At 68.8% G+C, this 26,147-nt stretch carries 22 protein-coding genes; 16 read left to right on the top strand and 6 right to left on the bottom strand.

Annotation, left to right across the window (positions count from 1 at the left end):
• On the bottom strand, positions 1–726 hold the full coding sequence (locus tag INQ48_09535; GenBank protein QRF59438.1) for a phosphonate utilization associated transcriptional regulator: 726 nt from the start codon (positions 724–726) through the stop codon (positions 1–3).
• A gap of 158 nt (positions 727–884) precedes the next feature.
• Here INQ48_09535 and INQ48_09530 point away from each other — a divergent pair, with 158 nt between their 5' ends.
• The 6 genes from INQ48_09530 (at position 885) to INQ48_09505 (ending at position 10,265) form a co-directional block, all read left to right on the top strand.
• A complete protein-coding gene (locus tag INQ48_09530; GenBank protein ID QRF59437.1) occupies positions 885–1,925 on the top strand; it encodes a putative 2-aminoethylphosphonate ABC transporter substrate-binding protein in 1,041 nt (346 codons plus the stop codon).
• A 184-nt stretch (positions 1,926–2,109) separates the two neighbouring features.
• On the top strand, positions 2,110–3,249 hold the full coding sequence (locus INQ48_09525) for a putative 2-aminoethylphosphonate ABC transporter ATP-binding protein (protein ID QRF59436.1): 1,140 nt from the start codon (positions 2,110–2,112) through the stop codon (positions 3,247–3,249).
• Positions 3,246–4,979, top strand: a complete 1,734-nt coding sequence (locus tag INQ48_09520; GenBank protein ID QRF59435.1) for a putative 2-aminoethylphosphonate ABC transporter permease subunit — start codon at positions 3,246–3,248, stop codon at positions 4,977–4,979. The genes INQ48_09525 and INQ48_09520 overlap by 4 nt, the downstream gene beginning before the upstream one ends.
• A gap of 39 nt (positions 4,980–5,018) precedes the next feature.
• Positions 5,019–6,149: a 2-aminoethylphosphonate--pyruvate transaminase gene (locus tag INQ48_09515; protein QRF59434.1), complete on the top strand. Its 1,131-nt coding sequence runs from the start codon at positions 5,019–5,021 to the stop codon at positions 6,147–6,149.
• Between the two features lie 79 nt (positions 6,150–6,228).
• A complete protein-coding gene (locus INQ48_09510) occupies positions 6,229–7,668 on the top strand; it encodes an MFS transporter (protein ID QRF59433.1) in 1,440 nt (479 codons plus the stop codon).
• A 239-nt stretch (positions 7,669–7,907) separates the two neighbouring features.
• Complete coding sequence (locus INQ48_09505; GenBank protein ID QRF59432.1) at positions 7,908–10,265, top strand: hypothetical protein; 2,358 nt, start codon at positions 7,908–7,910, stop codon at positions 10,263–10,265.
• A gap of 12 nt (positions 10,266–10,277) precedes the next feature.
• Here INQ48_09505 and INQ48_09500 read toward each other — a convergent pair whose 3' ends face one another.
• Positions 10,278–11,582 carry an SUMF1/EgtB/PvdO family nonheme iron enzyme gene (locus INQ48_09500; GenBank protein QRF59431.1) on the bottom strand — a complete coding sequence of 435 codons (1,305 nt, stop codon included), beginning with the start codon at positions 11,580–11,582 and terminating at the stop codon, positions 10,278–10,280.
• A gap of 177 nt (positions 11,583–11,759) precedes the next feature.
• Here INQ48_09500 and INQ48_09495 point away from each other — a divergent pair, with 177 nt between their 5' ends.
• The 4 genes from INQ48_09495 to INQ48_09480 all read left to right on the top strand — a co-directional run bounded on the left by INQ48_09495 (position 11,760) and on the right by INQ48_09480 (position 15,461).
• Positions 11,760–12,299 (top strand): TRAP transporter small permease subunit, encoded by a 540-nt coding sequence (locus INQ48_09495; GenBank protein QRF59430.1) that lies wholly within the window; start codon positions 11,760–11,762, stop codon positions 12,297–12,299.
• 65 nt (positions 12,300–12,364) lie between these two features.
• Positions 12,365–13,906 (top strand): TRAP transporter large permease subunit, encoded by a 1,542-nt coding sequence (locus INQ48_09490; protein QRF59429.1) that lies wholly within the window; start codon positions 12,365–12,367, stop codon positions 13,904–13,906.
• Entirely contained in the window at positions 13,903–14,385 is a 483-nt protein-coding gene (locus INQ48_09485; GenBank protein QRF59428.1) for a hypothetical protein, read from the top strand. The genes INQ48_09490 and INQ48_09485 overlap by 4 nt, the downstream gene beginning before the upstream one ends.
• A gap of 38 nt (positions 14,386–14,423) precedes the next feature.
• Positions 14,424–15,461 (top strand): hypothetical protein, encoded by a 1,038-nt coding sequence (locus INQ48_09480; protein ID QRF59427.1) that lies wholly within the window; start codon positions 14,424–14,426, stop codon positions 15,459–15,461.
• 55 nt (positions 15,462–15,516) lie between these two features.
• Here INQ48_09480 and dctP read toward each other — a convergent pair whose 3' ends face one another.
• Positions 15,517–16,596: a TRAP transporter substrate-binding protein DctP gene (gene dctP / locus INQ48_09475; protein ID QRF59426.1), complete on the bottom strand. Its 1,080-nt coding sequence runs from the start codon at positions 16,594–16,596 to the stop codon at positions 15,517–15,519.
• Positions 16,597–16,864: 268 nt separating this feature from the next.
• Between dctP and INQ48_09470 the strand changes: the two genes are divergently transcribed.
• The 5 genes from INQ48_09470 to INQ48_09450 all read left to right on the top strand — a co-directional run bounded on the left by INQ48_09470 (position 16,865) and on the right by INQ48_09450 (position 21,451).
• On the top strand, positions 16,865–18,019 hold the full coding sequence (locus INQ48_09470) for an ABC transporter substrate-binding protein (protein QRF59425.1): 1,155 nt from the start codon (positions 16,865–16,867) through the stop codon (positions 18,017–18,019).
• Positions 18,020–18,178: 159 nt separating this feature from the next.
• Positions 18,179–19,060 carry a branched-chain amino acid ABC transporter permease gene (locus INQ48_09465; protein QRF59424.1) on the top strand — a complete coding sequence of 294 codons (882 nt, stop codon included), beginning with the start codon at positions 18,179–18,181 and terminating at the stop codon, positions 19,058–19,060.
• 2 nt (positions 19,061–19,062) lie between these two features.
• On the top strand, positions 19,063–19,926 hold the full coding sequence (locus tag INQ48_09460; GenBank protein ID QRF59423.1) for a branched-chain amino acid ABC transporter permease: 864 nt from the start codon (positions 19,063–19,065) through the stop codon (positions 19,924–19,926).
• A gap of 8 nt (positions 19,927–19,934) precedes the next feature.
• Positions 19,935–20,723 (top strand): ABC transporter ATP-binding protein, encoded by a 789-nt coding sequence (locus tag INQ48_09455; GenBank protein QRF60673.1) that lies wholly within the window; start codon positions 19,935–19,937, stop codon positions 20,721–20,723.
• Complete coding sequence (locus tag INQ48_09450; GenBank protein QRF59422.1) at positions 20,720–21,451, top strand: ABC transporter ATP-binding protein; 732 nt, start codon at positions 20,720–20,722, stop codon at positions 21,449–21,451. Before INQ48_09455 ends, INQ48_09450 begins: the two co-directional genes overlap by 4 nt.
• A 142-nt stretch (positions 21,452–21,593) precedes the next feature.
• On the opposite strand, the gene dxs is transcribed toward INQ48_09450, so the two are convergent.
• Genes dxs through xseB form a run of 3 tightly spaced genes read right to left on the bottom strand, consistent with a single transcriptional unit; the run spans position 21,594 to position 24,656 of the window.
• Entirely contained in the window at positions 21,594–23,450 is a 1,857-nt protein-coding gene (gene dxs / locus INQ48_09445) for a 1-deoxy-D-xylulose-5-phosphate synthase (GenBank protein ID QRF59421.1), read from the bottom strand.
• A 22-nt stretch (positions 23,451–23,472) separates the two neighbouring features.
• Positions 23,473–24,393 carry a polyprenyl synthetase family protein gene (locus INQ48_09440; GenBank protein ID QRF59420.1) on the bottom strand — a complete coding sequence of 307 codons (921 nt, stop codon included), beginning with the start codon at positions 24,391–24,393 and terminating at the stop codon, positions 23,473–23,475.
• Positions 24,390–24,656 (bottom strand): exodeoxyribonuclease VII small subunit, encoded by a 267-nt coding sequence (gene xseB, locus INQ48_09435; GenBank protein QRF59419.1) that lies wholly within the window; start codon positions 24,654–24,656, stop codon positions 24,390–24,392. The genes INQ48_09440 and xseB overlap by 4 nt, the downstream gene beginning before the upstream one ends.
• Before the next feature lie 280 nt (positions 24,657–24,936).
• Between xseB and INQ48_09430 the strand changes: the two genes are divergently transcribed.
• Positions 24,937–26,067 (top strand): aromatic ring-hydroxylating dioxygenase subunit alpha, encoded by a 1,131-nt coding sequence (locus INQ48_09430; GenBank protein ID QRF59418.1) that lies wholly within the window; start codon positions 24,937–24,939, stop codon positions 26,065–26,067.
• Positions 26,068–26,147: the final 80 nt, after the last annotated feature.

The raw sequence follows: 26,147 nt of genomic DNA, 5'->3' as shown, positions 1-26,147 counted from the left end.
TCAGACTTCCTTTGGTGGGTTGTTCGTGGTGGCCGCCGCCTCTGCATCGGCGCGGCCGAAGGCCTTGTGCATGCGGGCACGGCTGCCCGCGACGTGCTGGCGCAGCGCGCGGCCCGCGACGTCGGGGTCGCCGCTGGCGATGGCCTCGACGATGTCGCGGTGCTCGTCGGCCGAGACCCGCAGGCCGCCGCCGCTGTCGAGCGCGCGCATGCGGAACAGGTGCAGTTCCTTCACGAGGCGCTTGTAGGTCTCGGTCAGCTTCTTGCTGCCCGCGGTGTCGAGCAGGATCTCGTGGAACTGCAGGTTGAGCTGCGCGTACTGCTCCACGTCCTGCGCCTGGGCCGCCGAGCGCATGGCATCGAGCATGGCGCGCAGCCGCTCGACGGCATCGGGCTTGATCGCCAGCGCCACGCGGCGGCCGATGATTTCCTCCAGCGCCTCGCGCAATTCGTAGATCTCGTCGGCCTCCTCGAACGCGATCTCGCGCACGAAGACGCCGCGGTTCTTCTCGTTGCGCACCAGGCCCGCCTCCTCCAGCGCGCGCAGCGCCTCGCGGATCGGGCCGCGGCTGGTGTTGAAGCGCTGCGAGAGCTCGCTCTCGTTGATGCGGCTGCCCACCGGGAGCTCGCCCGTCATGATCAATCGCTCGATCTCCTCCTGCATCAGCATCGGCAGCGAGCTGGACTGGAGGAATGCGAGGGCGGAGGAGGGATTGCTGGTGACCATGGAACGCATTCTCCAGCCTCGGATTGAAAACTGTCAACAATTTTTTATTGACAGTCTTCAGTCTGCAATCTACATTGCCTTTACCGGATCCGGCCGACCAGGCCCCGGACGCCCGCCACTCACCCTTCCGTGACAGCAAGCCCTCTCAGGAGAAACAGATGACGATGAAACCAAGCTCGCGCCGTCTCGCGGCCGTCCTGTGCGCCGCGGCGCTCGGCCTCGTGGCCAGCGGCGCCGCCTGGGCGCAGAAGACCTCGCTCCTGGTCTACACCGCGCTCGAGACCGATGCCATGAAGCTCTACAAGGACGCCTTCGAGAAGGCCAATCCCGACATCGAGGTGAAGTGGGTGCGCGACTCCACCGGCATCGTCACCGCCAAGCTGCTGGCAGAGAAAGCCAATCCGCAGGCCGACGTGGTGGCCGGCCTGGCCGCCAGCAGTCTCGCGCTGCTGCAGCAGGAAGGCATGCTGCTGCCCTACGAGCCCAAGGGCTTCAAGGAACTGAACCCCGCCTATTCGGATGCCGCGCGCCCGCCGGCCTGGGTCGGCATGGACGTCTGGGCCGCCACCATCTGCTTCAACCGGGTCGAGGCGCAGAAGCTGGGCCTGCCCAAGCCCGAGAGCTGGAAGGACCTGGCCAAGCCGGTCTACAAGGGCGCCATCTCGATGCCGCACCCGGCCTCCAGCGGCACCGGCTACCTCGACGTGTCCTCGTGGCTGCAACTGTGGGGCGATGCCGAGGGCTGGAAGTACATGGACGCGCTGCACCAGAACATCGCGCAGTACGTGCACTCGGGCTCCAAGCCCTGCAAGCAGGCCGGCGCGGGCGAGTTCCCGATCGGCATCTCGTTCGAGTTCCGCGCCCACCAGGTCAAGAAGTCGGGCGCGCCGGTCGACCTGATCTTCCCGAAGGAAGGCCTGGGCTGGGACATCGAGGCCACCAGCCTCATGAAGACCAGCACCAAGCTCGAGCAGGCCAAGCGCTTCGCCGACTGGATGGCGAGCAAGGAGGCCAACCAGATCAGCGCGCGCTGGTGGGCCGTGGTGGCCTACCCCGGCGTGGTCTCGAAGCTCGAGGGCATTCCCGACAACTACGAGAAGCTGCTCGCGAAGAACGACCTGAACTGGGCCGCCAAGAACCGCGAACGCATCCTGGCCGAGTGGAGCAAGCGCTACGAAGGCAAGGCCGAAGCTAAATAGGCTCGCCCCCAGGCTGCGCGCACTTCGTGTCGCTTCGCCAACCCCCTACCGGGGGCGACACCGGCGGCCCGGCGAAGCCGGTTCCGCGGTGTCCCGCGAAAAAGTCCGATCGGCCGCTGTCTTTCTGTCCTTCTTCAACCCGCGGACGCGCGTCTCGCGCGTCCGCCAACGACGAGTGCGAACAATGGATATGACCGACACCCCGTTCATGGCCGGCCGGCGGCCCGCGAGCGGCGCCGCGGCGCTCGAGGTCATCGGGGTCCGCAAGGACTTCGAGACCTTCAGCGCGCTGCGCGACGTGCACCTGCGCGTCAACCCCGGCGAGATGCTGTGCTTCCTCGGCCCCTCGGGCTGCGGCAAGACCACGCTCTTGCGCATCATCGCGGGGCTGGAAACCCAGACCGCGGGCCAGATCCTGCAGAACGGCAAGGACGTCTCGTGGCTGCCGCCCGACCGGCGCGACTACGGCATCGTGTTCCAGTCCTATGCCCTGTTCCCCAACCTCACGATCGCCGAGAACATCGGCTACGGCCTGGTCAACGGCCGCGCCCGGCGCGCCGAGGTGAAGGCGCGCGTCGACGAGCTGCTCAAGCTGGTCGGCCTGCCGACCTCGGGCGCCAAGTACCCGAGCCAGCTCTCGGGCGGCCAGCAGCAGCGCGTGGCGCTGGCGCGCGCGCTCGCCACCCGGCCCGGCCTGCTGCTGCTCGACGAGCCGCTGTCGGCGCTCGACGCGCTCGAGCGCATCCGCCTGCGCGGCGAGATCCGCCGGCTGCAGAAGCAGGTCGGTATCACCACCATCATGGTCACGCACGACCAGGAAGAAGCGCTGTCGATGGCCGACCGCATCGTGGTGATGAACCACGGCGTGATCGAGCAGGTCGGCACGCCGATGGAGGTCTACGAGCAGCCGGCCACGCCCTTCGTGGCGGACTTCGTCGGCAAGGTCAACGTGCTGCGCTCGGTGGCGCTGGGCAACCACCGTTTCCAGGTCGGCGACATGGAGCTGCAGTGCGATGCCTGCGACGGCGCCTTCGAGCCCGGCGAGGCGGTCAACCTCTACCTGCGGCCCGAGGACCGCGCGGTCGAGCACCTGCGCGAGGACACGGCCAACCGGCTGCAGGCCATGGTCACCAAGGTCGAGTTCCTCGGCGGCCTGTGCATCGCCGAGGTGACGGCCGATGCGCTGCACGGCCAGACGCTCGGGCTGCACTTCTCGCTCAACCAGCTGCACGACCTCGGCATCCGCGAGGGCCACACGGTCGACATCGCGCTGCGCGCCAACCGCATCCGCGCCTTCTCCGCAGCGCGCGCGCCGCAACCATGAACACGCTCGCCCATCCCCTCGCCGCCAAGCCGGCCATCAGCACGCGGCCCGCCCTGCGCTGGAGCCGCGACGAGACCATCGCGCGCGCCGTGCTGTGCGTCGTGATGGCGATGCTGTTCGTGTTCCTGGTCGCGCCGCTGCTCACCATCCTCGCGCACGCGGTGCAGGACAAGGACGGCCGCTTCGTCGGCCTGGCCCACTTCATCACCTACTTCCAGACGCCGAGCCTGCTGCGCGCCGCCTGGAACTCGGTCTGGGTCGCGGCCGCGGTGGTCGCGATCTCGGTGCCCACGGCCTTCGTGTTCGCCTATGCGCTCACGCGCAGCCGCATGCCGGCGCCGCTCAAGGCCGTGTTCCGACTCATCGCGCTGATCCCGCTGCTCGCGCCCTCGCTGCTGTCGGCGATCTCGTTCGTGCAATGGTTCGGCAACCAGGGCGCGCTCAAGTTCCTGCTCGGCGGCACCTCGATCTACGGCGCGCCCGGGATCATCCTGGCCGAGGTCTACAACACCTTCCCGCATGCGCTGATGATCCTGGTCACCGCGCTGTCGCTGGCCGACGGTCGGCTCTACGAGGCCGCCACCGCGCTGCGCACGCGGCCGCTGCGGCAGTTCATGACCATCACCCTGCCTTCGTGCAAGTACGGCCTGATCAGCGCGGCCACCGTGGTCTTCACCTACGTGGTCAGCGACTTCGGCGCGCCCAAGGTGATCGGCGGCAACTTCAACGTGCTGTCGGTCGACGTCTTCAAGCAGGTGGTGGGGCAGCACAACTTCTCGATCGGCGCGGTGGTCGGCATGCTGCTGCTGTTGCCGTCGATCGTCTCCTTCGTGATCGACTACGTGGTGCGGCGCAAGCTCAAGGCGCAGCTCACGGCGCGCTCGGTGCCCTACAGCCCGAAGCGCCGGCGCGTGGCCGACACGCTGCTCACGCTGTTCTGCACCGTGGTCTGCGCCTTCCTGCTGGCCACCATCGGCATGGCGGTCTACACCTCGCTGATCGCGCTGTGGCCCTACGACCAGTCGTTCACGCTCAAGCACTACCACTTCGTGCTGGTCGAGAGCGACATGGCCGCGGCCTACGGCAACAGCCTGCTGGTGGCCATGGCCACCGCGGTGGCCGGCTCGCTGATCGTGTTCACGGGCGCCTACCTGATCGAGAAGACGCGCGGCCTCGGCCTGATGCGCAAGGGCATGCACCTGATGGCGGTGCTGTCGATGGCAGTGCCGGGCCTGGTGCTGGGCCTGGGCTACGTGATGTTCTTCAACCATCCGGCCAACCCGCTGAACTTCCTCTACCAGACGATGGCGATCCTGATCGTGTCGATGGTGGTGCACTACTACACCTCGAGCCACCTCACGGCCGTCACCGCGCTCAAGCAGATCGACAACGAGTTCGAGGCCGTCTCGGCCTCGCTCAAGGTGCCGTTCTTCAAGACTTTCCTGCGCGTCACGGTGCCGGTATGCCTGCCGGCGATCCTCGACATCGGGCGCTACTTCTTCGTGGTGTCGATGGCCAGCCTGTCGTGCGCCATCTTCCTCTACACGCCCGAGACCATCCTCGCGTCGGTCGCGATCATGCACATGGACGACGCCGGCGACATCGGCCCGGCCGCCGCGCTGGCCAGCCTGATCGTGGTGACCTCGACGCTGGTGTGCATCGCCTATGCGCTGCTCACGCGCGTGCTGCTCGCGCGCACGCAGGCCTGGCGCAACCTGGGCCGCGGCTGAACGGCCCCACGTCATTCCCCTTCCCTGCCTGGAGACACCATGAGTCAAGCCCCGCATCCGATCCTGCTCACCCCCGGCCCCCTGACCACGTCCGAGCGCACGCGCCAGGCGATGCTGCGCGACTGGGGTTCATGGGACGGCGACTTCAACCAGATCACCGCGCGCATCCGCCGCCAGGTGCTGGAGATCGTGCACGGCACGGGCACGCACGAATGCGTGCCGCTGCAGGGCAGCGGCACTTTCTCGGTCGAGGCCGCCATCGGCACCGTGGTGCCGCGCGACGGCCACGTGCTGGTGCCGAGCAACGGCGCCTACTGCCAGCGCCTCGCGAAGATCTGCAAGGTGCTGGGCCGCAAGCTGACCACCATCGACTACACGGAAGAAAAACAGATTTCGCCCGCCGACGTGGACCGCGCGCTCGCGGCCGATCCCGGCATCACCCACGTCGCGGTGGTGCACTGCGAGACCGGCGCCGGCGTGCTCAACCCGCTGCACGAGATCGCGCTGGTGGTGGCCAGGCACGGGCGCGGCCTGATCGTCGATGCCATGAGCTCCTTCGGCGCGCTCGAGATCGACGCGCGCAAGACCCCGTTCGATGCCGTGGTCGCGGCCTCGGGCAAGTGCCTCGAGGGCGTGCCGGGCATGGGCTTCGTGATCGTCAGGCGCAGCACGCTCGAGCAATGCGAGGGCCACAGCCCCTCGCTGAGCCTGGACCTGTACGACCAGTGGGTCTACATGGAGAAGACCACGCAGTGGCGCTTCACGCCGCCCACCCACGTGGTGGCCGCGCTCGACACCGCGATCGCGCAGTACGTGGAGGAAGGCGGCCTGGCCGCGCGCGGCGGCCGCTATGCGCGCAACTGCAAGGCGCTGGTGAGCGGGCTGGCCGCGCTGGGCCTGCGCGCCTTCCTCGACCCCGCCATCCAGGCACCGATCATCGTCACCTTCCATGCGCCCGACGATCCGCGCTACGACTTCAAGACCTTCTACAACGAGGTCAAGAAGCGCGGCTACATCCTCTACCCCGGCAAGCTCACGCAGGTGGAGACCTTCCGCGTGGGCTGCATGGGGCACTTCGGCGACGCGGGCATTCCGGGCGCGGTCGCCGCCATCGCCGAGACGCTCGAGGCCATGGGCATCCGCCAGCCATCGGCGGCCGTCGCGGCCTGAGCGGGGAGTTCATCGGACCGGCGCATTGCAGCGTCGGTCCTACAACGCGGGGCACGGCACGCTTCCCATAATCGGGCGCATGACGGTGCTGCGCAGCGACATCCCCGCCCGCCTCGACCGCCTGCCCTGGTCCCGCTGGCACTGGCGCGTGGTGATCGCCCTCGGCGTGGCCTGGGTGCTCGACGGCCTCGAGGTCACCCTGGTGGGCTCGATCGGCGCCGTGCTCGAGCGGCCCGACACGCTGGGGCTCACGGCCGGCGAGATCGGCCTCTCGGGTTCGATCTACGTGGCCGGCGCCGTGCTCGGCGCGCTGCTGTTCGGCCGGCTCACCGACCGGCTCGGACGCAAGAAGCTGTTCCTGGTCACGCTGGTGGTCTACACGCTCGGCACGCTGGCCACGGCCTTCTCTCCCGACTTCGCCTTCTTCGCGCTGTGCCGCTTCGTCACCGGGCTGGGCATCGGCGGCGAGTACGCGGCCATCAACTCGGCCATCGACGAGCTGATCCCCGCGCGCGTGCGCGGTCGCGTCAACCTCGCGATCAACGGCAGCTTCTGGATCGGCGCCGCGCTCGGTGCCGGGCTGAGCCTGGTGCTGCTCGACACGCGCGTGATCGGCCCGGTGTGGGGCTGGCGCGCCGGCTTCGGCCTGGGCGCGGTGCTCGCGGTGGCGATCCTGCTGGTGCGCCGCCACGTGCCCGAGAGCCCGCGCTGGCTGATCGCGCACGGCCGCGCCGACGAAGCCAAACGCATCGTCGACGAAATCGAGGCCGAGGTCTCGGCGCAGCACGGCCCGCTGCCCGCGCCGCGCAGTTACGTCGACTACACGGCCGCGCGCCGCGAGAGCCCGCCGATGCGGCAGGTGGCGCGCGTGCTGCTGCAGCACTACCGGCAGCGCAGCGTGGTCGCGCTCGCCTTGATGATCGCGCAGGCCTTCTTCTACAACGCGATCTTCTTCACCTATGCGCTGGTGCTGACGCGCTTCTACGCCGTGCCCGAGGCCAGCGTGGCGCTCTATATCTTCCCGTTCGCGCTCGGCAACGTGCTGGGGCCGCTGCTGCTGGGCCCGCTGTTCGACAGCGTGGGCCGGCGCCGCATGATCGCGCTGACCTATGTGCTGGCGGGCGTGGGCCTGGCCTTCACCGGCTGGGCCTTCATGCAGGGCTGGCTCGACGCGCGCAGCCAGGCGCTGTGCTGGTCCGCCGTGTTCTTCCTGGCCTCGGCCGCCGCGAGCTCGGCCTATCTCACGGTCAGCGAGGTGTTCCCGCTCGAGATGCGCGCCATGGCCATCGCGATCTTCTATGCCATCGGCATGGGCGCGGGCGGCTTCGCGGCGCCGGTGCTGTTCGGCCTCTTGATCGAGACCGGCAGCCGCGGCGCGGTGATGGTGGGCTACTGCTTCGCCGCGGTGCTGGTGGTGGTGGCCGGGCTGCTGGCCTTGCGCTACGCGGCCGACGCTGAACGCAAGCCGCTCGAGGAGGTGGCGCCGCCGCTGGCCTCCGGGCACGGCGGCGAACGCTGAGGCGCACAAACAACATCGCCACACGGTTGCACTAGGAAGGTGCCGCGCGGGGGCACGTGAATTGCTTTCACTCCACGGTCCGCAGCGCGAGACGCAGGACTCTCACAAACGTCGACACCCGTCTTCGATTCATTGGCTATCGCGATGCCGACATCGCCAGAGGCGAGTTGCGGCCCCGCCGCCCATCGCCTCGATCCTTAAGAAATCTTGGGAGAAAGCAAATGAAAAGAAGGCGTTCCATGCGCATGGCGGCAGCCTGCGCGATCGTTCTTGCGCTCGCGCTCGCGAGCGGATGCGGTGGCGGCGACGATGGCGGCAGCACGCTGTCGCTCACGGCCCCACCCACGGCTCCCACCGCGACCGCCGACCCCGTGCCGACGATTCCCGTGACCACCCCACCCGATCCGCAGGACCCGACGGCGATCACGCGCTTCACGGCGACGGTGCCGTTCGGCGAGAAGGGCGACTACCAGTCCTCGGCGCAGGTGGTCTACGGCTTCGGCACCACGGCGGTGGCCGATGCGCAATACAAGGACGTGATCTACACGGTGCCGCTGCAGGGCACGGTGCGCTATCCGGCCGGGCCCGCCGGCACGCCGGGCAGTTCCAAGGTCCAGCCCTCGGCCAGCGGCGGCCATCCGGTGGTGGTTTTCCTGCATGGCATGCACGACTCCTCCGATCTCAACAACGCCAAGGGCTACGACTACCTGCAGAAGGACCTGGCCGAGCACGGCTATGTCGCCTTCTCCATCGACGCCGGAAAGATCAACGGGCTCAGCAGCTGGAACGCCTCGGACGCCGGCGCGTTCGCGCGCGGCCAGTTGCTCATGACCACGCTCGACCTGCTGCGCGCCGGCAATGCGACCGGCCTCTTCAACGGTGTCGCGATGCCCGAGCTCAAGGGCAAGCTGGACCTCGAGCGCGTGGGCATCGTCGGCCACTCGCGCGGCGCGGAAGCGGTCGCCTACGCGGTGGAACTGAACAAGCAGCGCATCGGCATCAGCTACCAGGACGTCGAGACGGCACGCCGCAGCCGCGAGCTCGTCGCGCTGGCCAAGTCCGAGAAGGACAAAGCCGAGAAGCGGGTCGATGAAGCCACCGCCGTCGCCACCGACGTCACCGTGAAGCTGTTCATGGCCCAGGCGGCGCTGCTGGCCGCGCGAATCCAGTCGCCGCCCGCATCGCCCGAGCACATCGACGCCCTGACGCAGGCCCTGCAGCAGTTGCAGCAGCAGGCGGCGCAGGCGCAGGCCCGACTCGCCGCCGAGCAGGCCGCGCTCGAGGAAGTCAACGCGAAGTTCCGTGACGTGAACACGTTCTCCTACGCGATCAACGCGGACAGCGAGAAGTGGCTCGCGCAGATGACCTCGCCCGAGGCCCTGCTGCAGTCGGGCGTCGTCCTGCCTTCGTCCACCGAGCCGCCGCACCGCGTCCGCGCCGTGTTCTCGCTGGCGCCGATCAATGCCAGGCAGCTGTCGCGCGTGACCCATGTGCCGTTCGCCACCCTGCTGCCCACCTGCGACGGCGATGTCTACACGCTCAACGGCGCGCAGATCTTCGACGACAGCCGCAACACGGCGAACGACGAGAGCGCGCCCAAGTACCAGGTGGTCGTCAGGGGCGCCAACCACAACTTCTACAACGACCATTGGTCCGAGGACGACGATGCCGAGAAATACGCCCCGCTCTATTGCCAGTCGGGGAAGATCGACACGCTGCGCCTGAGCCCCGACGACCAGCGCCGCAACGGCGCTTTCCTGATGGCCTCGTTCCTGCGCTACTTCGTCGGCGACGAGTTCCAGTTCGCGCCCTACTGGAAAGGCCAGGCCCCGATTCCACCGGCCGGCTGCCCGGCTGGCGAAAGCCGTTGCGACGAACGCGTCGTGCTGACGGTCCACCAGCCCGCCGCCCAGCGCAAGCTGCTGCAGGACTTCCGCAACGTGGATGCCAGCGCGAAGAACGCGAGCGGGCTGTCGACCGCGTACGAGCGCTTCAAGACGACCGTTCAATGCCGCTTCCTGGCCATCGTCGCCGCGCCGAACGCTCGCGAGGCGTCCTGCACCGATCCCGTGAGCCAGCTTCCGGTCGAAGCCCTGTTCAATGAGGGCGAGCGCTACAGCCCCTCCTCGTACGACAGGAAGAACCTGCTGATCTGGTCGATCGCCGACCAGGCCCAGCTGCAGTGGGAAACGGCCGGCCCCGTGGTGGCCATCGACACCGGCGACCTCTCCGCCCAGGGCTTCGACACGCTGAGCGTGCGCGTCGCCGTGCTGGCGCCGATCGGCCAGGAGGTCGAGATCGCGCTGACCGATACGCAGGGCCGCAAGGCGGCGCTCAAAGGCAGCGACTTCAGCGATGCGCTCTATGGCATCGCGCGCAAGCCCGACGGTGCGATCCCGCTGGTCGACGCGCCCGACGACGCGATCTATGCCGACACCGGCACCACGCGGCCGCTGCTGAACATGGTGGCGGTTCCGCTCAAGGCCTTCGCGCTGCATGGCGTGGACCTCGCGCACATCAAGCAGGTGACGCTGCGCTTCCCGAAGGCCGCGGGCAGCGTGGCCGTCACCGACGTGCAGCTGCAGCGGATGAACTGAACGCCGCGCCGGCTACAGCGCGCAGGTCCTGAACCCCAGGAAGCCGTCGTCGCGCTGCGGCAGCGCGAAGCCGCGCCGCCGCATCGAGCGCAGCCGGGCGCGCGTCGCGAACGAGGCCCCGCGCAGCACGCGCGCGCGGCCGAAGCCCGCGGCGGGATCGAACTCGCCGCCGCCGCTCCACGGATCGGCGCGGTAGCCGGGCCAGGGCTGCAGCGTGCCCGCGGTCCATTCGTGCACGTCGCCCCAGCGGAAGCCGCGCCGCGCCGCGGTGTGGGCCGCGATCTCCCACTCGACCTCGGTCGCGATGCGGCGGCCCGCCCAGCGCGCCCAGGCATCGGCCTCCCACCAGCTCAGGTGCACCGCGCTGTGGTGGCCGGCGGCGCGCACGGTGGCGCCGAAGCGCTGCTGCAGCACCGAGCCGCCGGTGGCGCTGCGCGCCGCGCCGATCTGCTCCACATGGCGCGGCCCGCGCCGGCCCTCGGCCTGCGCGGCCAGCCAGCGCCAGCCCTCGCCGTGCCAGAGCTCCTCGCGGTCGTAGCCGCCGTCGTCGACGAATTCGGTGAACTGGTTCCAGGTGACCGGCTGGGCATCGATCTCGAACTCGGGCACGTCGACGCGGTGCGCGCCGCGCTCCTGCGCGAAGGCGAAGCCGGCCTCGTCGCGGCCCAGCGTCCAGCGCGTGGCCGGCAGCGCCAGCGGCTCGCGCACCACGCTCACGGGCGCCTGCTCGATGCCCAGCGGCAGCCCGAGGGTCTGCGCCATCACCACGAACTGCTCGCCGCGCAGGTCCTCGTGGAACAGCGCGAGGCGGTAGAAGTACAGGCCGGCATCGGTCTCGGCCGCATGCTCGAGCAGCTCGAGCGTGCTCTCGAGCGTCTCGAGCAGGTAGGCCTTGGTCTGGCCCAGGTCCGGCAGCTCGGGCGACCAACGGCGCTCGGGGCCGATCTGGGCCGGGTTCCACCACTCGTCGGCGCCGGGGTCGATGGCCGCGAGCCGCGTCGGCCGCACCGGGCAGTCGGCGCCGAAGGCACGCTGCGTGTTGCGCCCGATCCACCATTCGGCGAACCAGCCGATGTGGCCGGCCAGCCAGACCGGCGGCTGCATGCCCTCCTCGCGCTGCAGCTCGGGCGGCACCGGCAGCGCGGCCGAGCCCAGCGCCTGCTCGTAGAGCGACAGCAGGTGCAGCGTGTGGTTGCGTGCGTCGATCAGGGCCAGCGACAGCAGCTCGCGGCCGGCGCGGTGCATGTCGGGCGAATCGATCGAATGCGGCAGGCCCAGGGCGCCTGAGGGAGTCGAGGGCAGCGGGCTGGAAGACATCGGTCCATTATCAGCACCCATCCCCGGGCATCGCGGGTGCCGACTCCCGGGTAAACCCGGGCGTTGCGGCCCCGGCGGACGGGGCAATACAAAGGTACACCGCGTTACCATTGCGGGCTTTGCGCAGGCCCCACCAGGGCCTGTCGCCTTCACCCTGGGCTTTGTGGGAGACACCCCTTGTCTGCATTCCTCAAATTCGCGGCCGGCATGGACTGGGTCAGCGAAAAGTTCGGCAAGTTCGCCGGCTACACCGTGCTGGCCGCCTCGCTCATCTCCGCCGCCAACGCACTCGTGCGCTACGGCTTCGACTTCAGCAACAACGCCTTCCTCGAGATCCAGTGGTACCTGTTCGCGGCCACCGTGATGCTCGGCGCGCCCGTGGTGCTGCGCTTCAACGAGCATGTGCGCGTGGACATCATCTACGGCAAGCTCAAGGGCAACGGCCCGGTCTACGTCGACCTGTTCGGCCTGATCTTCTTCCTGCTGCCGGTGATGGGCATGTTCACCTACCTCACCTGGCCCTACTTCTGGAACACCTGGGTCACGGGCGAGATGTCGGGCAACATCGGCGGGCTGGTCCGCTGGCCCGCCGCGCTGCTGATGCCGGTGGGTTTCGCCGCCATGTTCCTGCAGGGCGTGGCGGAAATCGTCAAGCGCATTGCCTACCTGCGTGGGCTCATCGAGATGAACACGCACTACGAGAAGCCGGTGCAGTGAGCGCGCAGCGCCCTCGCCCCGTCACCGTCTCCCTTCTCTGTGTCCCAACGGCAGGATAAGTAGAAATGCACATGGAAAACTTCGCCCCGATCATGTTCGCGGGGCTCGTCGTGATCATGCTGATCGGGTTCCCGGTCGCGTTCTCGCTCTCGGCGCTCGGCCTGATCTGCGGCTTCTTCGCGATCGAGATGGGCTGGTTCCCGGCCGGCTTCATGGCCAACCTGCCGCTCAACGTCTTCGGCATCCTGTCGAACGAGACGCTGCTCGCGATCCCCTTCTTCACCCTCATGGGAGCGGTACTGGAGAAATGCGGGCTGGCCGAGGACATGCTCGACTCCATGGGCCAGCTGTTCGGCCCGGTGCGCGGCGGCCTCGGCTACTCGGTGATCATCGTGGGCTTCATCCTCGGCGCCATCACCGGCACGGTGGCGGGCCAGGTGATCGCGATGGCGATGATCTCGCTGCCGGTGATGATGCGCTACGGCTACAACATGCGCTACTCGACCGGCGTGCTCGCCGCCTCGGGCACCATCACGCAGCTGGTGCCGCCCTCGCTGGTGCTGATCGTCATGGCCGACCAGCTCGGCACCGACGTCGGCCAGATGTACAAGGGCGCCTGGGGTCCGTCGATCCTGCAGGTGATCATCTTCGCGATCTACACCTTCCTGATCGGGCGCATCTACCCGAGCTACGTGCCGGGCCTGCCGGCCAGCGCGCGCACGCTCAACGGCTGGGCGCTGTGGGGCAAGTGCCTGCGCGGCATCATTCCGTCGGCGATCCTGATCTTCGCGGTGCTCGGCTCGATGGGCGGCCTGCCGTTCATGGACAAGGCCATCGCCACGCCGACCGAAGCCGGCGCCATGGGCGCGGTCGGCGCGCTGATCCTCGCGCTGATCCACCGCCGCCTGAACTGGGAGCTGCTCAAGGGCGCGATGGAAGGCACGATGCGCCTGACGGCCATGGTGGTGTTCATCCTGATCGGCTCGCGCGTGTTCTCGCTGGTGTTCCAGGGCGTGGACGGTGCCAAGTGGATCGAGCACATGCTCTCGGGCCTGCCGGGCGGCCAGGTCGGCTTCCTGATCGCGGTCAACATCTTCGTCTTCTTCCTCGCGTTCTTCCTCGACTTCTTCGAGATCGCGTTCATCATCCTGCCGCTTCTGGGCCCCGTGGCCCACAAGCTCGGCATCGACATGGTGTGGTTCGGCGTGCTGCTGTGCGTGAACATGCAGACCTCGTTCATGCATCCGCCGTTCGGCTTCGCGCTGTTCTATTTGCGAGGGATCGCCGACACCCTGTTCAAGAACGGGGCGCTGCCCAAGAAGGTGGAGTCGCGCGACATCTACCTGGGCGCCGTGCCCTGGGTCATCATGCAGCTGCTGCTGGTGGCCATCGTGATCTTCTTCCCGCAGACGGTGACCGTGTTCCTCGACAAGGAGAAGGTGGTCGACATCGACAAGGTGATCCTCGAGATGCCGGTGGACGAGCAGTCGAACGCACCCGACGCCAACGGCGTGAACATGGAAGACCCGTTCGGCAACGAGAAGAAGGACGAGCCGGCCCCGGCGGCCGAGCCCGCGCCGGCGCCCGCCGACGGCGCCAAGCAGTGACGCAGGCCGGCGCCGACGCAGGCGCTGCGCTCGAGAGCGCCGCCTTCCCGCCGCTCCTGCGCACGCTCGCGGTCGTCATCGTCGTCGACCTTTTCGCCATCGCGCTCTGGAGCCTGCCCTCGCTGCGCGAGACCAGCTGGTCGACCTCGAGCCTCGTGGTCTTCGGCCTCGCGGGCCTGTGCGTGGTGTGGGTCGGCTACTGGATCGTCTACAGCCGTACCCGGCTCGAGGGCGACGAGCTGGTCCAGACCTGGCTGTGGACCAAGCGCGTTCGCGCACAGGACGCCTCGCAGCTCAAGCTGGTCCACATCCGCATGCTCGAGCGCGTCGTCGCGCCGCGCCTGCTGGTGCGCCGTCGCAATGGCGGCATCACCTGGTTCCATGCCTACGACCCGAAGGTGCTGGTCGCCTTCGGCGAGCAGGTGGCGCTGCGCGCGGTGCCGGCGCGGCCAGCGGCTACCGACGACAACGGCGCCTGAGTCAGCCTCGCGGCACCCGATGCGGCGAAGATAGCCGCATGCATCCCGGATCCCTTCTCCCATCGAACGGTGCGCGTGCCCTGGCCGCGGCCCTGTGCCTCGCTGCATTCGCAACTGGTGCCACCGCCGACTGCACGGCATCGGCCGCGCCCGACTGCTACCGCGCCTTCGAGCCGCCGCAAGCCGGTGGCGCCCTGCACTACTACGCCTCGCTCGCCCCCGGCGCGGGCCCCACGCAGGCGCTCGTCGCCATGCACGGCCATCCGCGCGATGCCGGCAAGACCTTCGACGCGGCGCTGCGCACCGTGCGCCAGGCCGGCGCGCTCGAGCGCACGCTGGTGATCGCGCCGCTGTTCCAGGTCGCGGCCGACAAGGCCGGCAAGTGCAGCAGCGCGGGCGTGCCGGCGGCGCAGGACGGCGACCTGCTGTGGACCTGCGCCTCCTGGCTCGAAGGCGGCCGCGCGGAGAACGGCAATGGCCTGTCGTCGTTCGCGGCCATGGACGCGCTCGTGGCCGAGCTGCACCGGCGCTGGCCGAGCCTGCGCACGGTCACCATCGCGGGCTTCTCGGCCGGCGCGCAGATGGTGCAGCACTACATCGGCTTCGCGGCCGACCCACCCGCGGCCTCGCTCGCGTTGCGCTACGTGGTGGCCGACCCCGGCACCTGGCTCTACTTCGATGCGTTCCGTCCGTTTCCGCCGAGCGACGCCGCCGCCTGCCCCGCGCTCGACCGCTGGAAGTACGGCACCGAGGGCCTGCCCGCGCACCTGGGCCGCGACGCCGCCCAGGCCCGTGCGCGCTATGCCGCCGCCGACATCCACTACCTGCAGGGCGAGCTCGACACCGGCGAGGGCAAGGGCACGGCCTACCGGGTGCTCGACAAGTCCTGCGCGGCCGCGGCGCAAGGCCCCTACCGGCTGCAGCGCGGCCTGGCCTACGCGCAGTACGACCGCACGCTGCTCGCACCGGCCAGGCGCCGTGAGGTCACGGTGGTGCCGGGCTGCGCGCACGACGTGGCCTGCGTGTTCCCGTCCGAGGCCGCGCGCGCCGCGCTGCTCGGCACGCCCTCCAAATGAAAAAAGCCCCGCCGTTGCCGGCGGGGCTTCTGCATGGGCGCGAAGGAGTCGCCGCTTACAACTTCTGCTGCTGCATGAAGCGGTCGAAGGTGCCTTCGGTGTAGCGGAACCAGGCGTTCTGGTCGGCCAGGAATTTGGACCAGTCGCCGTAGATCTTCTTCCACTCGGGGTTGGAGTTGTTGAGGTCCGAGTAGACCTGCTGGGCCGACTTGAAGGCGGCGTTCATCACGTCCTGCGAGAACGGGCGCAGCTTGGTGCCCGAGCCCACGAGCTGCTTGAGCGCGATCGGGTTCTTGGCGTCGTACTTGGCCGTCATCGTGATGTTGGCGTGCGCGGCGGCCGCCTCGACGATCGCCTTGTAGTCGGCCGACAGGCCTTCCCACGCCTTGTTGTTGATGTAGAAGTCGAGCTCGGGGCCGCCTTCCCACCAGCCGGGGTAGTAGTAGAACGGGGCGATCTTGTTGAAGCCCAGCTTCTGGTCGTCGTACGGGCCGACCCACTCCAGGCCGTCCAGCGTGCCCTTTTCGAGCGCGGGGTACAGGTCGGCGCCGGGGATCGATTGCGGGATCACGCCGAAGGGCTCGAGCACCTTGCCAGCGAACGGGTTGGTGCGGAACTTCAGGCCCTTGAGGTCGGCGACCGACTTGATTTCCTTGCGGAACCAGCCGCCCATCTGCGCGCCGGTGTTGCCGCCGGGCAGATTGATGATGTTGTACTTGGCATAGAAGGCGCGCATCAGCTTCAGGCCGTTGCCTTCGTACATCCAGGCGTTCTGCTGGCGGGTGTTCATGCCGAAGGGCACCGAGCAGCCGAGGCAGAAGGTCGGGTCCTTGCCGTAGAAGTAGTACGGCGCCGTGTGGGCCATTTCGACCGAGGCGTTCTGCACGCCGTCGACCACGCCGAACGCGGGCATCAGCTCGCCGCCGGCATGCACCGAGATCTGGAACTTCCCGCCCGTCATGTCGCTGACGCTCTTCGCGAACACCTCGGCGGTGCCGAAGATGGTGTCCAGCGACTTGGGAAAGCTCGACGCCAGGCGCCAGCGGACGGTGGCCTGCGCATGAACGGCAGGCGCGATGCCGGCAGCCAGGACGCCAGCGATGCCGGCGTTTTTGATGAGGGAACGACGATCCATGGATAGCTCTCCGAATACTTGGAAAAAACAACGCACGGCTTGTGACCGCTGGGGACTCTTGTAGAAGCCCGGGCGATTGTAAAAACGCGCTTACAGCGACCGGCCGGGGTTTACCCTGCGCTGCAGCAATGTGGGCGATGCCGACCACGCCGGCGAAGAAGTCGCCCGAAGCGCCGAAAAGGCTGTTGCGGACGCCGCCGAAGCCCGGATTCCGACGAGGCATAAAATGTTAATCCGCCTTACACACTCCTCCGATACGGCATCCGACATGAGACTCTCCCATTCCTTCAAGCCCGCGCTGCTCGCCTTCGCCGCAGCCACCGCCTTCGGCGCGCAAGCCGCCGACATCAAGATCGGCGTCGCCGCCGCGCTGTCCGGCGGTGCCGCCCAGTACGGCGCCGCGATCCGCAACGGTTTCCAGCTCGCGGCCGACGAGATCAATGCCGCCGGCGGCATCAACGGCGACAAGATCGTCCTCGCCATCGAGGACGAGCAGGGCAAGAAGGAAGACGCCATCAACGTCTTCAAGAAGCTGATCTTCCAGGACAAGGTCCTGATGACCTTCGGCCCCACGCTGTCGAATTCGGCCCAGGCCGCCGACCCGATCGCCCAGGCCGCCAAGACGGTGGCCTTCGGCACCTCGAACACCGCCGACGGCATCACCTCGATCGGCGACTACGTGTTCCGCAACTCGGTGACCGAGGCCGACGTGCTGCCCGAGACCCTGCGCGTGGCGATCAAGCACGCCAACGTCAAGAAGGTCGCCGTGCTCTACGGCAACGACGACGTGTTCACCAAGAGCGGCTACGACAACTTCAAGAAGGCCCTCGAGGACCTGAAGCTGCCCGTGACCACCACCGAGACCTTCGCCAAGGGCGACGTGGACTTCAAGGCCCAGCTGACCAAGATCAAGGCCAGCAACCCCGACGCCATCGTGCTGTCGGCCCTGCTGGCCGAGGGCGCGCCGATCATGGTGCAGGCTCGCCAGCTCGGCCTGAACGTGCCGGTCATCGGCGGCAACGGCATGAACTCGACCAAGATCTTCGACCTGGCCAAGGGCAGCTCGGACAACCTCTACGTCGGCAGCCCCTGGTCGGCCAGCAACGCCACGCCCGAGAACACCAAGTTCCAGAAGGCCTACAACGACAAGTTCAAGGTCGCGCCCGACCAGTTCGCGGCCCAGGCCTACGACGGCCTGTACGTGGTGGCGCAGGCGCTCAAGGGCGTGAAGCTGTCGGGCAACCTGCCGGCCGACCGCACCGCCCTGCGCGACGCACTGCCCAACGTGAAGTGGACCGGTGCCACCGGCGCCTTCACCTTCGCGCGCGCCAAGGACAAGGCCGGCAAGCCCGCCGGCTACGACGCGCAACAGACGGCCATCGTGAGCGTGACGCGCGGCACGCAGTTCGTGATCGAGAAGTAAGCAAGGGGCGGCACCTTCGCCGCTCGAGGCGGGCCGCGCGGCCCGCCTTGCCCCCGCCTTGCCTTTTGCACCCGGCGCAGGACGACCCACTGCGCCCTTCGTTCTTCCTGTTTTGATTCGCCGCGGCGCCCTTCGGCCGCGGCCCGACGAAAGCCCATCGTGCTCGATCAGCAGCTTGTCAACGCCCTGTCGCTGGGGTGCGTCTACGCACTCTTCGCACTGGGCTTCACACTCATCTTCGGCGTGCTCGGCGTCATCAACCTCTCGCACGGCGCGGTGTTCATGGTGGGCGCCTACGCGGCCGCCGAATTCATGCGCCTGACCCACCTGCCCCTGTGGGCCGGCCTGCCCTTCGCGTTCGTGCTGTGCGGCGTGCTGGGCCTCTTGATCGACCTGCTGGTGCTCAAGCCGCTGCGCAAGCGCGACGCGCCCCACCTGATCCCGATGATCGCCACCATCGGCGTGGCCATCATCCTGAACAACGGCGTGCAGGGCATCTTCGGCGCGGAGAACCTGCGCTTCCCGTCCGGCACCATCCCCGACGACGCGCTGGTGCTCGCGGGCATCCACGTCACGGCGCTCGAGCTCGGCATCATCATCGCGTCCTTCGCGCTGATGGCGGTGCTGCTGCTGTCGCTGCAGCGCACGCAGCTCGGCCGCGCGCTGCGCGCCATCGCCGAATCGCCCAAGGCCGCCTACCTCGTGGGCGTCAACGTCGAGGGCCTGTTCTACCTGACCTCGTTCGTGGCCGCAGGCCTGGGCGGCGTGGCCGGCGTGCTGATCGGCCTGTACTCGAACGCGCTGTTCCCGCTGATGGGCCAGCCGATGCTCGAGAAGGGCATCGCCGTGATCATCCTCGGCGGCATGGGCGATATCCGCGGCGCGCTGCTCGGCGGCCTGTTCCTCGGCTTCGCCGAGGTGCTGTCGGTGGCCTACGTGGGCTCCACCATGCGCGACGCGGTGGCCTTCGGCCTTCTGTTCCTGGTGCTGCTGGTGCGTCCCAAGGGGCTGTTCGGCTCGCTCAAGGAGCGCAAGGTCTGACCATGGAAGCGCTCGACAACTTCTGGTCGGTCTACAGCAACCTGGTGCTCTCGCTGGGCATCAACGGCCTGCTGGCGCTCTCGATCTGGCTCACCCTGGCCTGCGGCATGCTGGCCCTGGCCAACGCGGCCTTCATGGGCATCGGCGCCTACGCGGCCTCGATCCTCACGCTCAACTACGGCGTGCCGTTCCCGGTCGCCATCGCGGCCGGCATGGCCGCGCCGGCGCTGGTGGCCTTCGCCATCGGCAAGCCCACGCTGCGCCTGTCGGGCGTGTACCTGGCGATGGCCACGCTGGCCTTCGGCGAGGTGGTGCGCATCGCCGTGCTCAACGCCGAGTCGCTCACGGGGGGGGCGCTGGGCCTCAACGGCATTCCGCAGTCGACCCAGTGGTGGCACGTGGCGCTCGCGCTGGTGCTGGTGCTGCTGGTGCTGTGGCGCATCCGCCGCTCGAAGGTGGGCCGCGCCTTCGAGGCCATCAAGGAGGACGAGACCGCCGCCGGCCTGATGGGCATCGACGTGGCGGGCCACAAGATGCTGGCCTTCGTGCTCGGCGGCGCGATCGCCGGCCTGGCCGGCACGCTGAACGCGCACCTGACCTTCTTCATCGGCCCGTCCGAATACGGCTTCAACCGCGCGGTCGACATCCTCACGATGGCGATCCTCGGCGGCATCGGCGGCCTCACCGGCCCAGTGCTCGGCGGCACCATCCTTACGCTGCTGCCCGAGATGCTGCGCGGCCTGGGCGCCTTCCGCCTCGTGGTCAACGGCTTCATCCTGGTGCTGATCGTGCTGTTCCTGCCCAAGGGCATCTGGGACCCGGCGCGCATCCGCCAGTGGTTCGGCCGCAAGGGGAGCGCCGCATGAGCCAGACCCTGCTGACATTGAAGAACGTGTCGCGCCATTTCGGCGGGCTCAAGGTGCTGCAGGACGTGAACCTCGAGATCCCGCAAGGCGGCATCTTCGGGCTCATCGGACCGAACGGCGCCGGCAAGACCACGGTGTTCAACCTGATCACCGGCCTGTTGCCGACCACCAGCGGCAGCATCCATTTCGAAGGCCGCGACCTGGCGGGCCGCAAGCCCTTCCAGATCACGCGCGGCGGCATCGCGCGCACCTTCCAGAACATCCGCGTCTTCAAGGAGATGTCGCTGCTGGAGAACGTGATCGTGGGCATGGATTCGAAGCTGCGCTACGGCCCGCTGGGCCTGCTCGCGGGCTCGGGCCTGTTCCGCGGCGAGGAGAAGCGCGCCCGCGAACGCGCGCACGAGCTGCTGGGCTGGGTGCGCCTGGACCACAAGGCGCACGACATCGCCGACAACCTCTCGTACGGCGAGCAGCGCAAGCTGGAGCTGGCGCGCGCGCTGGCCACCGAGCCCAAGCTGCTGCTGCTCGACGAGCCGGTCGCCGGCATGAACAGCACCGAGAAGAGCGAGCTGATGGTCGAGATCGAGAACATCGCGGCGCGCGGCTTCACGGTCTTCATGATCGAGCACGACATGCGCTTCGTGATGGGCCTGTGCCAGCAGATCGCGGTGCTGAACTTCGGCCGCATCATCGCGCGCGGAGGCCCCGAGCAGATCCGCAACGACCCGCAGGTGATCGAGGCCTACCTCGGCCGCGAGGACGACGAAGCCACCAACGAACCGGAGGCCGCGGCATGAGCGCACTCAGCAAGCAACCCCTGCTGCAGGTCCAGGGCCTGAAGGTCTCCTTCGGCCATGTGCAGGCCGTCAAGGGCATCGACTTCGAACTGCACGAAGGACAGATCACCACGCTGGTCGGCGCCAACGGCGCCGGCAAGTCGACCACGCTGCTGGCGCTGTCGGGCCTGGTGAAGAAGACCGCCGGGCGCGTCGTGTTCGCGGGCCAGGACATCTCCGCGCTCGCGCCGCACAGGATCGTGGCCGGCGGCGTGGTGCAGGTGGCCGAGGGCCGCGCCACGCTGACCACGCTGACGGTGCGCGAGAACCTCGAGCTCGGCGCCTACACGCGGCGCGACGGCGCGGCCGCGCGCACGGCCGACCTGGAGCGCATCTACGCCCTGTTCCCGGTGCTCAAGGACCGCGCCGACGGCTTGGCCGGCAACCTCTCGGGCGGCGAGCAGCAGATGCTGGCGATCGGCCGCGCCCTGATGGCGAAGCCGCGCGTGCTGCTGCTGGACGAGCCCTCGATGGGCCTGGCGCCGATCATCGTGCAGGACATCTTTCGCACGCTGCGCGAGATCAACCGCCAGGGGCTGACGATCTTCCTGGTGGAGCAGAACGTGCGCCAGGCGCTGAAGATCGCGGACCGGGCCTACGTGATCGAGACCGGCAGCATCGTGCTGTCGGGCAGCGGGCGCGACTTGCTCGGCGATCCGAAGGTGCAGGAAGCCTACTTGGGCAGCTGATCGTTTCGGCTGTTTCTCCCTCCCCCGCTGGGGGAGGGCCGGGGTGGGGGCACGCGGCCTTGCGCAGGACCGCGGCGCTTTTCGAGGCCGCATGCCCCCATCCCAGCCTTCCCCCAGAGGGGGAAGGAGCAAGACAACGGACTCAGCCTTCGCGGCCGAAGCGCTGCGCGATCGACTGCTCGATGCCCGCGGCGTCGAGCCCGATCGAGGCCAGCAGCTTGGCCGGGTCGCCGTGCTCGATGAAGCGGTCGGGCAGGCCCAGCTGCAGCACCGGCACCTGCACGCCCGCGGCCTGCAGCGCCTCGAGCACCGCGCTGCCCGCGCCGCCCATCAACGCGCCTTCCTCGAGCGTGACCAGCGCCTCGTGCGAGCGCGCCACCTCGAGCAGCAGTTCCACGTCGAGCGGCTTGGCCCAGCGCATGTTGGCGACCGTGGCGTCGAGCGCCTCGGCGGCCGTGAGCGCCGGATACAGCAGCGTGCCGAAGGCCAGGATGGCGATGCGTTGGCCCTGGCGGCGCAGCTCGCCCTTGCCGAAAGGCAGGCCGTCGAGCGCGAGGTGCGGCTCGACGCCGGCACCCGCGCCGCGCGGATAGCGCACGGCCACCGGGTGGTCCTGCTCGTAGGCGGTGGTCAAAAGCTGCCGCGTCTCGCGCTCGTCGGCGGGACAGGCGATGCTCATGTTCGGGATGCAGCGCAGGAACGGGATGTCGTAGGCACCCGCGTGCGTGGCGCCGTCGGCACCCACCAGGCCCGCGCGGTCGAGCGCGAACACCACCGGCAGGTTCTGGATCGCGACGTCGTGCACCAGCTGGTCGTAGCCGCGCTGCAGGAAGGTCGAGTAGATCGCCACCACCGGCTTCAGGCCCTCGCAGGCCAGGCCCGCGGCGAAGGTCACGGCATGCTGCTCGGCGATGCCGACGTCGTAGTAGCGGTCGGGGAAGCGCTGCTCGAACTCGACCAGCCCCGAGCCTTCGCGCATGGCCGGCGTGATGCCGACCAGCCGGCCGTCCTTGGCCGCCGTGTCGCACAGCCACTGGCCGAAGACCTGGGTGAAGGTCTTCTTGGGCGCCGACGCGGGCTTGACCAGCCCGACCTGCGGATCGAACTTGCCGGGGCCGTGGTAGGCCACGGGGTCGGCCTCGGCCAGCTTGTAGCCCTGGCCCTTCTTGGTCACCACGTGCAGGAACTGCGGGCCCTCGAGATGCTTGAGGTTCTCGAGCGTGGGCACCAGCGAGTCGATGTCGTGGCCGTCGATCGGGCCCACGTAGTTGAAGCCGAACTGCTCGAACAGCGTGGCCGGCACCACCATGCCCTTGGCATGCTGCTCGAAGCGCTTGGCCAGTTCGAACAGCGGCGGCGCGGCGCGCAGCACGCTCTTGCCCACGTTCTTGGCGGCGGCGTAGAAGTTGCCGCTCATCAGCTGCGCGAGGTAGCGGTTGAGCGCGCCCACCGGCGGGCTGATCGACATGTCGTTGTCGTTGAGGATCACGATCAGCCGGCAGTCGCACACGCCCGCGTTGTTGAGCGCCTCGAAGGCCATGCCGGCCGTGAGCGCGCCGTCGCCGATGATGGCCACGGTGAAGCGGTCCTCGCCCTTCTGCTTGGCGGCCATGGCCATGCCGAGCGCGGCCGAGATGCTGGTCGACGAGTGCGCGGTGCCGAAGGTGTCGTACTCGCTCTCGCTGCGCTGCGGGAAGCCCGAGATGCCGCCGAGCTGGCGCAGGGTGGGCATGCGCTCGCGCCGGCCCGTGAGGATCTTGTGCGGATAGGTCTGGTGGCCCACGTCCCACACCAGCCGGTCGTGCGGCGTGTTGAACACGTGGTGCAGCGCGACCGTGAGCTCCACCGTGCCGAGGTTCGAGCTCAGGTGGCCGCCGGTGCGCGAGACGTTGTCGAGCACGCAGGCGCGCACCTCGTCGGACAGCTGCTTGAGCTGGGCCCGGTCGTACTGGCGGATGGGGGACGGATCGTTGAGCGTGGGGAGCAGCGGAGCGGCCATGGATCGTGGTGTTCGTTCTTGTCTAGCGGTCGCGGTCTACGACCATGTGGGCCAGCGCGCGCAGCGCTGCGGTGTCCTGCAGGCCGCTCGCATCGAGCGCGGCGAGCGCATCGTCGAGCAGTTGCGATGCCTGGGCCCGGGCGCCCTCGAGCCCCAGCAGCGACACATAGGTGGGCTTGTCGGCCGCGGCATCCTTGCCGGCGGTCTTGCCGAGGGTCTGCGAATCGGCCGTGACGTCGAGGATGTCGTCGACCACCTGGAAGGCCAGGCCGATCGCCGCGCCATAGCCGCGCAGCGCGGTCAGCGCCGCGGGCGACACACCGGTGCCGCAGGCCGCGCCCATCTCGACGCTGCCCTGCAGCAGCGCGCCGGTCTTCAGCCGGTGCATCTCGCGCAATTGTGCTTCGTTGAGTGCCACGCCCACGCTCGCGAGGTCGATCGCCTGGCCGCCGGCCATGCCCTGGCTGCCGGCGGCGCGCGCCAGCATGCGGCACAGCGTGGCCTGCATCGCGGGCGGCACCTCGTCGCCATCGGGCGTGAGCAGCTCGAAGGCCAGCGCCTGCAGCGCGTCGCCCGCGAGCAGCGCGTCGGCCTCGCCGAACTTCACGTGCACCGTGGGCTTGCCGCGGCGCAGCACGTCGTTGTCCATGCACGGCAGGTCGTCGTGCACCAGCGAATAGGCGTGGATCAGTTCGGTGGCGCAGGCCGCGCGCAGCGCCGCGGCCGCATTGCCGCCGACCGCCTCGCTGGCCGCGAGCACCAGCAGCGGCCGCAGCCGCTTGCCGCCGTCGAGCACCGCATAGCGCATGGCCTCGCCGAGCAGCACCGGCGAATCGACGCCGACCCAGCCCGACAGCGCCTGTTCGACGCGCTCGAGGTGCGGACGGCTCCAGAGCGCGAGGCGGGCCTGGTCCCAGGCTGGGGAATTGGTGGCCGCGGTCATTCGGCGGCCCAGGGCTTGAGGCTGCCCGCGTCGAGCACCTTGATCTGGTCTTCCACCGCCTGCAGCCGGTCGCGGCAGAAGGCCAGCAGCGCGGCACCGCGCTGGTAGCTGCCCAGCAGCCGGTCGAGCGGCAGCTGGCCCGACTCGAGTTCCGCGACCAGTTGCTCGAGTTCCTGGAGTCCCGCTTCGTAGCTGACGGGCATCGGGCCCGTGTCGGGCGTGGGCGCCGGACTGGACGCGGGAGTGGAAGGCACCTTGGGCATGCGGGGGCAACGAGGATGAAACCGCGCATTTTAGGTCTCGGCCAGTGACGCATCGGCGGCCTGCGCGACACCGGGCCGCGGCGTCATGCACGGCCGAACAGGACGCCGGCCCCATCAGGGTGAAAGCCCCAGGGGCCACAAGGAAGGCCCCCCGGGTACAATCACCCTCCCCCTGCCGGTCACGCCGGCGCAACTCTCGGGCCGACACGCCTCTCCTGTCGTCGGTACCTTCCGTTTCAATTTTGTTTTTCTCCCTGTGGGGAGCTTGGTCAGGTCCTCCATGTCTGATTTAAGTCTTCAACTGCAGCAGGCCACGAGCCAACTTCCGGTTTCCGCGTACTTCGACGAGGCGCTCTTCGCCCGCGAGATGGAAACGCTCTTTGCCCGTGGCCCCCGCTATGTCGGCCACCGCCTTGCCGTGCCGGAGGCCGGCAACTTCCACACCCTGCCCCACGAGCACCAGGGCCGCGCGCTGGTCCACACGCCCAAGGGCGTGGAACTGATCTCCAACGTCTGCCGCCACCGCCAGGCCGTGATCCTGCAGGGCCGCGGCGAACTCGACGCGCGCACCGGCGGCAACATCGTCTGCCCGCTGCACCGCTGGACCTATGCCGCGGCCGACGCGCGCACCACCGGCACGCTGATCGGCGCCCCGCATTTCGCGCAGGACCCCTGCCTGAACCTGCACAACTACCCGCTCACCGAGTGGAACGGCCTGCTGTTCGAGGCCAACGGCCGCGACATCGCGGCCGACATGGCCGGCCTGGGACCGCGCGCCGACCTCTCGTTCGAGGGCTTCGCGCTCGACCACGTCGAACTGCACGAGTGCAACTACAACTGGAAGACCTTCATCGAGGTCTACCTCGAGGACTACCACGTCGGCCCGTTCCATCCGGGCCTGGGCAGCTTCGTCACCTGCGACGACCTGCGCTGGGAGTTCAACCGCAACTACTCGGTGCAGACGGTGGGCGTGGCCAACCGCCTGGGCCGCGCGGGCAGCCCGGTCTACCAGAAATGGCAGGAACAGCTGCTGCAGTACCGCGAGGGCAAGCCGCCCAAGTACGGCGCGATCTGGCTCACCTACTACCCGCACGTGATGATCGAGTGGTATCCGCACGTGCTGACCGTCTCGACCCTGCATCCGGTCAGCCCGACCAAGACGCTCAACATGGTGGAGTTCTTCTACCCCGAGGAAATCGTCGCCTTCGAGCGCGAGTTCGTCGAAGCCCAGCGCGCCGCCTACATGGAGACCTGCGTGGAAGACGACGAGATCGCCGAGCGCATGGACGCCGGCCGCCGCGCGCTGATGCTGCGCGGCGACAACGAGACCGGCCCCTACCAGAGCCCGATGGAAGACGGCATGCAGCAGTTCCACGAGTGGTACCGGCGCGAGCTGCAGACCGCCGGCTGAGGCGCCGAAGCGCTGCTTCGGCCCTGTTTCCTGCTATTCTCTTGATAGCTGAATGCGCCCGGTTGGCGGGCGTTTCAGCT

This window comes from Variovorax paradoxus, assembly GCA_016806145.1.
Lineage (GTDB): Bacteria > Pseudomonadota > Gammaproteobacteria > Burkholderiales > Burkholderiaceae_C > Variovorax.
Note: the sequence above shows the minus strand (reverse complement) of the source record. Positions and strands in the feature narration are given on the sequence as shown.

Excerpts from the sequence above, each read along its gene's own strand:
- INQ48_09460 (QRF59423.1), top strand. The coding sequence starts at position 19,063 with ATGGAAGCGCTCGACAACTTCTGGTCGGTCTACAGCAACCTGGTGCTC.
- INQ48_09510 (QRF59433.1), top strand. The coding sequence starts at position 6,229 with ATGACGGTGCTGCGCAGCGACATCCCCGCCCGCCTCGACCGCCTGCCC.
- INQ48_09505 (QRF59432.1), top strand. The coding sequence starts at position 7,908 with ATGCGCATGGCGGCAGCCTGCGCGATCGTTCTTGCGCTCGCGCTCGCG.
- INQ48_09530 (QRF59437.1), top strand. The coding sequence starts at position 885 with ATGACGATGAAACCAAGCTCGCGCCGTCTCGCGGCCGTCCTGTGCGCC.
- INQ48_09440 (QRF59420.1), bottom strand. The coding sequence starts at position 24,393 with ATGACCGCGGCCACCAATTCCCCAGCCTGGGACCAGGCCCGCCTCGCG.
- INQ48_09515 (QRF59434.1), top strand. The coding sequence starts at position 5,019 with ATGAGTCAAGCCCCGCATCCGATCCTGCTCACCCCCGGCCCCCTGACC.
- INQ48_09430 (QRF59418.1), top strand. The coding sequence starts at position 24,937 with ATGTCTGATTTAAGTCTTCAACTGCAGCAGGCCACGAGCCAACTTCCG.
- INQ48_09450 (QRF59422.1), top strand. The coding sequence starts at position 20,720 with ATGAGCGCACTCAGCAAGCAACCCCTGCTGCAGGTCCAGGGCCTGAAG.
- INQ48_09470 (QRF59425.1), top strand. The coding sequence starts at position 16,865 with ATGAGACTCTCCCATTCCTTCAAGCCCGCGCTGCTCGCCTTCGCCGCA.
- dctP (QRF59426.1), bottom strand. The coding sequence starts at position 16,596 with ATGGATCGTCGTTCCCTCATCAAAAACGCCGGCATCGCTGGCGTCCTG.
- xseB (QRF59419.1), bottom strand. The coding sequence starts at position 24,656 with ATGCCCAAGGTGCCTTCCACTCCCGCGTCCAGTCCGGCGCCCACGCCC.
- INQ48_09535 (QRF59438.1), bottom strand. The coding sequence starts at position 726 with ATGGTCACCAGCAATCCCTCCTCCGCCCTCGCATTCCTCCAGTCCAGC.
- INQ48_09490 (QRF59429.1), top strand. The coding sequence starts at position 12,365 with ATGCACATGGAAAACTTCGCCCCGATCATGTTCGCGGGGCTCGTCGTG.
- INQ48_09525 (QRF59436.1), top strand. The coding sequence starts at position 2,110 with ATGGATATGACCGACACCCCGTTCATGGCCGGCCGGCGGCCCGCGAGC.
- INQ48_09520 (QRF59435.1), top strand. The coding sequence starts at position 3,246 with ATGAACACGCTCGCCCATCCCCTCGCCGCCAAGCCGGCCATCAGCACG.
- INQ48_09480 (QRF59427.1), top strand. The coding sequence starts at position 14,424 with ATGCATCCCGGATCCCTTCTCCCATCGAACGGTGCGCGTGCCCTGGCC.
- dxs (QRF59421.1), bottom strand. The coding sequence starts at position 23,450 with ATGGCCGCTCCGCTGCTCCCCACGCTCAACGATCCGTCCCCCATCCGC.
- INQ48_09500 (QRF59431.1), bottom strand. The coding sequence starts at position 11,582 with ATGTCTTCCAGCCCGCTGCCCTCGACTCCCTCAGGCGCCCTGGGCCTG.